This window comes from Streptomyces calidiresistens, from assembly GCF_014141525.1.
Lineage (GTDB): Bacteria > Actinomycetota > Actinomycetes > Streptomycetales > Streptomycetaceae > Streptomyces > Streptomyces calidiresistens.
On the sequence record NZ_VKHS01000263.1, the window covers coordinates 1 to 6,480 of the forward strand.

The 6,480-nt window shown below is 70.1% G+C and carries 8 protein-coding genes and 1 pseudogene; 3 read left to right on the top strand and 6 right to left on the bottom strand.

Translation table 11 applies throughout. The annotated features are described in order from the left end of the window. The first annotated feature begins 159 nt into the window (after positions 1–159). Positions 160–963: pseudogene (locus tag FOE67_RS12745) on the top strand (class I SAM-dependent methyltransferase). 276 nt (positions 964–1,239) lie between these two features. Here the strand turns inward: FOE67_RS12745 and FOE67_RS12750 are convergent. The 3 genes from FOE67_RS12750 to FOE67_RS30385 are packed head-to-tail and all read right to left on the bottom strand — an operon-like array spanning position 1,240 to position 3,531. After that, complete coding sequence (locus FOE67_RS12750; protein WP_323384836.1) at positions 1,240–2,373, bottom strand: ABC transporter permease; 1,134 nt, start codon at positions 2,371–2,373, stop codon at positions 1,240–1,242. Further along, positions 2,370–3,266: an ABC transporter ATP-binding protein gene (locus tag FOE67_RS12755; protein ID WP_323384838.1), complete on the bottom strand. Its 897-nt coding sequence runs from the start codon at positions 3,264–3,266 to the stop codon at positions 2,370–2,372. Before FOE67_RS12755 ends, FOE67_RS12750 begins: the two co-directional genes overlap by 4 nt. A 19-nt stretch (positions 3,267–3,285) precedes the next feature. Continuing rightward, entirely contained in the window at positions 3,286–3,531 is a 246-nt protein-coding gene (locus FOE67_RS30385; protein ID WP_323384840.1) for a hypothetical protein, read from the bottom strand. 111 nt (positions 3,532–3,642) lie between these two features. Here FOE67_RS30385 and FOE67_RS30390 point away from each other — a divergent pair, with 111 nt between their 5' ends. Continuing rightward, positions 3,643–4,293, top strand: a complete 651-nt coding sequence (locus FOE67_RS30390) for a TetR/AcrR family transcriptional regulator (RefSeq protein WP_323384842.1) — start codon at positions 3,643–3,645, stop codon at positions 4,291–4,293. A gap of 269 nt (positions 4,294–4,562) precedes the next feature. On the opposite strand, the gene FOE67_RS12765 is transcribed toward FOE67_RS30390, so the two are convergent. From FOE67_RS12765 to FOE67_RS12775, 3 genes are read right to left on the bottom strand one after another with little or no spacing between them, the layout of a single operon-like run. Then, the gene (locus FOE67_RS12765) at positions 4,563–4,946 is read right to left on the bottom strand and encodes a VOC family protein (RefSeq protein WP_182663683.1); all 384 of its coding nucleotides are present in this window, start codon (positions 4,944–4,946) and stop codon (positions 4,563–4,565) included. Positions 4,947–4,967: 21 nt separating this feature from the next. Beyond that, positions 4,968–5,243 carry a DUF397 domain-containing protein gene (locus tag FOE67_RS12770; RefSeq protein ID WP_182663685.1) on the bottom strand — a complete coding sequence of 92 codons (276 nt, stop codon included), beginning with the start codon at positions 5,241–5,243 and terminating at the stop codon, positions 4,968–4,970. A 5-nt stretch (positions 5,244–5,248) separates the two neighbouring features. Further along, a complete protein-coding gene (locus FOE67_RS12775) occupies positions 5,249–6,082 on the bottom strand; it encodes a helix-turn-helix domain-containing protein (protein WP_182663687.1) in 834 nt (277 codons plus the stop codon). A 169-nt stretch (positions 6,083–6,251) separates the two neighbouring features. On the opposite strand from FOE67_RS12775, the gene FOE67_RS30640 reads away from it, so the two are divergent. Further along, positions 6,252–6,480: ATP-binding protein (locus tag FOE67_RS30640; RefSeq protein WP_369075291.1), on the top strand; the 229-nt coding region annotated here is incomplete at its 3' end.

A 6,480-nucleotide genomic window follows, 5' to 3' on the forward strand; every position in this document is an offset into this window, starting at 1 on the left:
CCCTCACAGCACTGTCCACCCCGCCAGGACACCACCTCATCGGCCCGCCCGCCGGCCGAGGGGGCCCCATCCGCCACGAACGGGCGGTCGGAACCACCGTTTCCCGGAGGTCGGACCAACTCGTCCCTGTCGAGCGGGTTCGGGGACTACGCTGCGACGATGGACCACTCGACCGGCTTATCCGGGAATTCGCCCCAACCCGTGGAACCCATCCGGGTGAACGACTACGACGGCTTCGCCGAGGCGTACACGGCGGAGACCGAGAACAACCCGGTGAACGCGCACTACGAACGGCCCGCGATGCCGGCCCTCGCCGGGGACGTGGCGGGCCGGCGGATCCTGGACGCCGGCTGCGGCACGGGCCTCCTGGCCGCCGCGTTGCGCGGGCGCGGCGCGGTCGTCACCGGCATCGACGCCAGTGCCGGGATGTTGGTCCTGGCGAGGTGACGCCTCGGCGAGGAGGCGGACCTGCACGTGGCCGACCTGCGCGACCCCCTGCCGTTCCCCGACGCCGCGTTCGACGACGTGGTCGCCTCGCTGGTGCTGCACTACCTGGAGGACTGGGGTCCGACCCTGGCCGAGTTGCGACGGGTGCTCAAGCCCGGTGGCCGGCTGATCGCGTCGCTGGACCACCCCTTCGTGGCCTACACGATCAGCGATCCCCGGCCCGACTATTTCGCGACCACCGACTACACCATCGACTGGGGAGTCGGCGGGCGCTCCACCCCGATGAGGTTCTGGCGCCGGCCGTTGCACGCGATGGTCGACGCCTTCACCACCGCCGGCTTCCGCCTCACCGGCGTCCACGAGCCACAGCCCGTCCCGGCCGCCCGTGAACTGTTCCCCGAGGAATTCGACGACCTGGCGACCCGCACCTGCTTCATCTTCTTCGTCGTGGAGGTGCCGCGGGCGGCCATCGGGCCGGGGGGCTGCTCCGAAAACGATCCCGGGCGTGCCGGCTGACCGGCGGGAGCGCCGGCCGGCACGCCCGGGAGGAGGTCGATCCGCCGGTACGCGCCGGCCGGCAGGACCCGGCCCTCCGACGGCGGGTTCCACGAGCGGCGGCCGTGAAGAGGACCGGTCCCCTCACACCGGGGCCCGGTGACCGACTTGCCGAACCGCCGAGAGCCCAACCCGGTGGGCAGAACCACTCGGCACGACTCCGAGCCCGCGATCGCACCGGTCACCCCGGTCACCCCGGAATCGTTCCACCCGTCACCGGCGGTTACAGGCCCCTCCTCAGGCGTCCCTCACGTGAAGGGTGATGTGGGAGACGAGGGTGAGACAGAGGGTGAAGAGCGCCAGGATGCCGATCCCGACCGCAGGACTCGTCCCACCGGTGTCGGCGACGGTGTAAGCGGCCTGTCCGGCGGTGGTCGGCCAGTAGGTGGAGAAGAACCCACCGAGTCCTCCCGGGAGGGCCGGGAGGACGGCGGGTGCGATGAGGGAGATTCCGACGATGATCGCGAGGGCTCCCGAGGACGATCGGGTGATGACGCCGAACGCCAGGCCGAGGAGGGCGGTGAGGGTGAGGTAGGCGACCGCGCAGAGCAGAGCGACGACGACTCCGGGAGCGGCGAGGGAGGCGGCCGGCAGGCCGGCCGCGGCGACGAGGGCTTGGGTCACGGCGAAGCCGAGCCCAACGGCGAGCACGGAGGTGCCGAGAGCCACGAGTGTGGCGACGACGGCTTTCGCGGCGAGCAGCGTGCGGCGCCCGGGGGCGACGGAGAGACTCGTCGCGATCATGCCGGTGGCGTATTCGCCGGTGATGGCCGAAGCGCCGAGCATTCCGATCAGCAGCTGGCCCACGAGGATCCCCTTGAGCCCGTTCCCGGTCGGATCCCACGGGTCGGGTAGTTCCTCGGTCCACTCGCCGAGAAAGCCGCTGATGCCGAGGGCGCCGATCGCCACGGTGACGAGCACCGTGGCGGCCACGGTGACCCATGTGCCGCGGACGCTGCGGGTCTTGATCCATTCGGAGGCGATGAGACTCGTGAACCCGCGGTGGCGTGGTCCCTTCTGCCGATCGCCGTTCCGAGCACCGGCTTCCGCGGGGACATGGGCGGCTCGTGCCGGGCGGGGGGCACCGTGACGGTGGTGGGTGGCGGCGAAGAGGAGCGCTCCTCCGACCCGCTTCGAGGACGGGTGTTTCCGGGGGCCGCCGGCCGGCCCGGCTTCGACGGACATGAAGGGCTCCGGGGCTCGTGCCCGCTCGGGCGAGGGCCGCCGTGTCTGTCGCGTGCGCGCGGGTGAGGGGTTCCGGCGGACATGCCGCGCACCGCTCACGATTCCGGCGAGCAGGGCGCCGAGGGCGGCGGTCGCCGTCCGGCGGATACGGATGGTGGTGATCCCTTCGATGGCGAAAGGGTTCATGGTTCTCGGACTTTCCGATCGGTGGGCCGGGTCATGCGAAGGAACGCGTCTTCGAGGGAGTCGCGATGGCCGCTGAGTTCGGCGAGTTCGATGCCGGCCGTCGCGGCGAGGTGGCCGACCCGGGCCGTGTCGGTTCGCGGAACGACGAGACGGGTCGGATCGCTTTCGTCGACCTCCAGTCCGGCGGCCCGGAGGGCATCGGCCAGCGCTTGGCGATTCGGGGAACGGACCAGCACGTGCGCGGTGGTGTGTGCCTCGATGAACGTCGTGAGGGGCTGGTCGGCGAGCAGTTGTCCTCGATGGATGACGAGCAGGTGGTCGGCGGTGAGTTCCATTTCGCCCATGAGGTGACTGGAGAACAGAACGGTTCGACCTTCGGCGGCGAGTCCGCGGATGAGGTTGCGGGCCCAACGGATGCCTTCGGGGTCGAGCCCGTTGAGGGGCTCGTCGAAGATCACGATCCCGGGGTCGCCGAGCAGTGCGGTGGCGATGCCGAGCCGCTGCTTCATGCCGAGCGAGAAGCCCCCGACGAGGCGCGTCGCCGCGTGGGCGAGGCCGACGAGGTCGATGAGTCGGTCGATTTCGGCGCGCGGGATTCGTCCCACGCGGCCGATCGCGAGGAGGTGGTCCAGAGCGCTGCGGCGCGGGTGCGCGGCGCGGGCGTCGAGAAGTGCTCCGACGGTGTGGATCGGATCGGGCAGTTGCGCGAGGCGCCTCCCGTGGATGGTCGCGCTCCCCTCGGTGGGGCGGTCCAGTCCGAGAATCATGCGAAGCGTGGTGCTCTTGCCCGCCCCATTGGGGCCCAGGAAGCCCGTCACGAGGCCGGGTTGCACTCCGAAGGAGAGTCCGTCGACGGCGGTGACCTTCCCGTAGCGCTTGGTCAACCCCCGCACCCGGAGGGGGGCGTGCGCGTCACTCATGGTTGCTCCGATCGCGTCCCGTGATGAAGGGGACGGGAAGCGGCGGGATCGCGCCGGCTCCCACCGCCCACCGGAAGGCGGCGGAAAAGACCCCGATGGCATTCCGCGGCGCCTCGGCCACGGTCGCGCCGAAGGCGTCGCGCGAGGCGTCCGGGATGGTGTTCACGATCGTCGTGTCGGGCAGGCCGACCGGGACATCGGACTTCGGGCACGAGGCCGACGGCGGGCGATCGACCACCCCCGCCCGGCTCGGCCGGTTCGGTGGGAAAAGAGGAACCCATGCGGCCACACTACACCGTACCGTGTAGCTGGTACACCGGGCAGTGTAGGATGCTCCGGAGGAGAAAAAGTGACCAATACCCCCAGCACCCGAGCCGTCCGAGAGGGGCTTGCGCACAAGCGTGAAGCCATCCTGGCGGCGGCACGCGAGCTGTTCGTACGCCACGGGGTACGTGGCACGAGCATGGACGCCGTCGCCGCCGAGGCCGCCGTCTCGAAGCGGACCGTCTACGACTACTACGGCGACAAACGCGGACTCCTGCTCGGCGTTGTCGAGGAGGCGGGCGAATCCCTGTTGGCCTCACTGCGGTCGGCCATCGCCGAGCACCTCTCGGACGCGGCTCCCATCGACGACACGGCGGACCTCGAACAGGCCCTCACCGACTTCGCCCTTCGGCGGGCCGCCTCGATGACCGATTCGAGCGAATACGCGGCCACCGTCAAACTCATCTCCGAGAACGAGGAACTGCTGCCCGAACTGGAGAACCATCCGCTCGATGACGCCCATGCCGACGCGCTCGCCGAACGGATGGCGCATTTCGCGAAACGAGGACTGCTCGACGCCGAGAACCCCCGCTTGGCGGCCGACCATTTCAACGCGCTGACCATGCTGCTCGCCTACAACGAACGCCAGAACCTGCGGGCCGACCCCACACGTGTTCACACGATCATGGTCGACGGTGTCCACGCCTTCATGCGCGCCTACGGAGTCCGCGGATAGCGGGGGCGGTTCGGGCACCGGCGTCGTGGTGAATCGACGTGGTGAACCGATGCCGAGCGGCGCATCGTCCACCCGTGAACACGCAGGGCCCCGGGGGGGGGGAAGACGACCATCGACCCGGCCGGCGTGCTCGTCCTCACGCACTCGGGCCGGCGGGACACCTCCGCCCACCCGAACACGGTGTCGGCTTCCCGACCGCACCTCGATGTCGGGGGCCACCGCCCGTGACCGGGAGGACGACGGGAAGCGGCCGAACCGGTGCGGTGGCGTCAGGAATCCATCGCGGCCCGATCGGATTCGCCGCGCAGAACGCAGAACTCGTTGCCCTCGGGATCGGCGAGGATCACCCACCCGGACCCATCCGGGTTCCGGTGGTCGGCGACGAATCCGGCACCGAGGGCCATCAGCCGTTCCACCTCCTCGTCCCGCGAGGTCTCGGGACGCAGGCACAGATGGATCCGGTTCTTGATCGTCTTGGGTTCGGGCACCTGGTTGAAGTGCAGCACCGGGCCCTCCGCCAACATCACCTGCGTCTCCGGCTCCCCCGGCCGGTCCTCCGGATGCAGTGGACGGTCGGTCACCCGACTCCAGAACCGGGCCAGTTCATAGGCATCCGCACAGTCGATCGCCACGTTCTGCACCATCGAGACCATGCGCGCGAGCCTTTCAGGAGTTCACGCGCGATGCCACCGGGTTGTACGCCTTCCTCCCGTGAGGAAGGCGGCCCAGGCCGCCGGGGGGAGGGCGAGGGAGGGCCCGCCGGGGTTCTTGGAGTCCCGGACGTGCACGGCCGAGGGGCAGTCGGCCACCTCCACGCAGTTACCGCCCTCATTGGTGCTGTGGCTGCTCTTCCGCCACGCGAGGGCGACCTCCACGCAATCACCGCCCTCGCTACTGCTGTAGCTGCTCTTCCGCCAGTCGAGCGGAAAGGCCGTGGACCCGGAAGGCATGTCCCTCACGTCTCCCCCACCAACTTCTCGATGTATCGCAGCGTTTCGCGCGGAGTCAGCGCCTGTGCCCGGATCGTCTCATACCGTTGTGCGATCTCACGGACCGCGTTTCGGTCGGTTCGCAACGCGCTTGCGTTCTGGACCTCCAGGTAGGCGACCATCGACCCGTTGCCGGGTCGCAGCAGCACCAGGGGGCCGCCCAACGCGGCGTGGTCGTCGATATCCGTGGGGAGAACCTGGATCTCGATGTTCCGCCGGGCCGCCAGAGCCAACAGGTGGCGGCACTGTCCGCGGAGTACTTCCCTCCCGCCGAGAGGGCGCCGCAGAACGACTTCTTCCATCACGAAGCTCGTCGTCGGCGGTGGGGTCCGGTCCAGGAACCCTCGCCTCGTCATCCGCGCGGCCACGTGGCCCTCCACCGTGTCATCGTCCAGGGCCGGGCGGCGCATTCGGTACAGGGCTCGGGTGTACTCCTCGGTCTGGAGCAGACCGGGAACGACTTGATTCTCATACGAGTGGTACTCCACCGCGCGTTCCTCCAGGCCCGCCACGCCCCGGAAGAAAGCCGGTAGTCGGGTGCGGGAGACGGCGTGCTTGGCGGCGCTGAGCACCCCTCCCGCGTCGAGCAGGTCGTCGGCCCGGTCCAGGAAGTCGGGCCCGGGCGGCCGACGTCGCCCCTGTTCGATGGAGGCGATGGTGTGCGGGCTGAACCCCATGCGGTCGGCGAACTCCTCGCGCTCCAGGCCCGCCCGCAATCGCAGGGTCTTGAGTTGTCGTCCGACGAGGCGGACGAGGTCGTGCGCCCCGCTCTCCTCCTCCATCGGTTCACCATCCGTCATGGTGCGCACCTTTCGTGACCCGGGATCGGACGCGGTGGTTCGTCACCCATCCTCCTCCCGATCGACGCGCCGCGTCCACGTTTCGTCACACACCACTCACGTACAGTGCTCGTCGCGTACGAGCGTCGAACCTTCCGTTCCGGTGGTCCGCCGCGCCAGGCTCGGGGTCATGCACAGCTCTCCCCCGGTGTCCGCGCCGCCGCTCGCCCCGTCCCCCGCATTCCGTGCCTCCTTCCCGTCATCGCCCGCCGGGGCGCGGACGGCGCGCCGGGCCGTGGCGGTGTGGCTGTCCGGGCGGGGGCTTTCGACGGAGGACGGGGAGGCGGTGACGCTGCTGGTGGCGGAGTTGGCCTCGAACGCCGTGCGGCACGGGCGGGCGCCGGGACGGGGGTTCGGGG

Coding starts and splice junctions, on each gene's coding strand:
- FOE67_RS12750 (WP_323384836.1), bottom strand. CDS start 2,373: ATGAACCCTTTCGCCATCGAAGGGATCACCACCATCCGTATCCGCCGG.
- FOE67_RS12765 (WP_182663683.1), bottom strand. CDS start 4,946: ATGGTCTCGATGGTGCAGAACGTGGCGATCGACTGTGCGGATGCCTAT.
- FOE67_RS12770 (WP_182663685.1), bottom strand. CDS start 5,243: ATGCCTTCCGGGTCCACGGCCTTTCCGCTCGACTGGCGGAAGAGCAGC.
- FOE67_RS12775 (WP_182663687.1), bottom strand. CDS start 6,082: ATGACGGATGGTGAACCGATGGAGGAGGAGAGCGGGGCGCACGACCTC.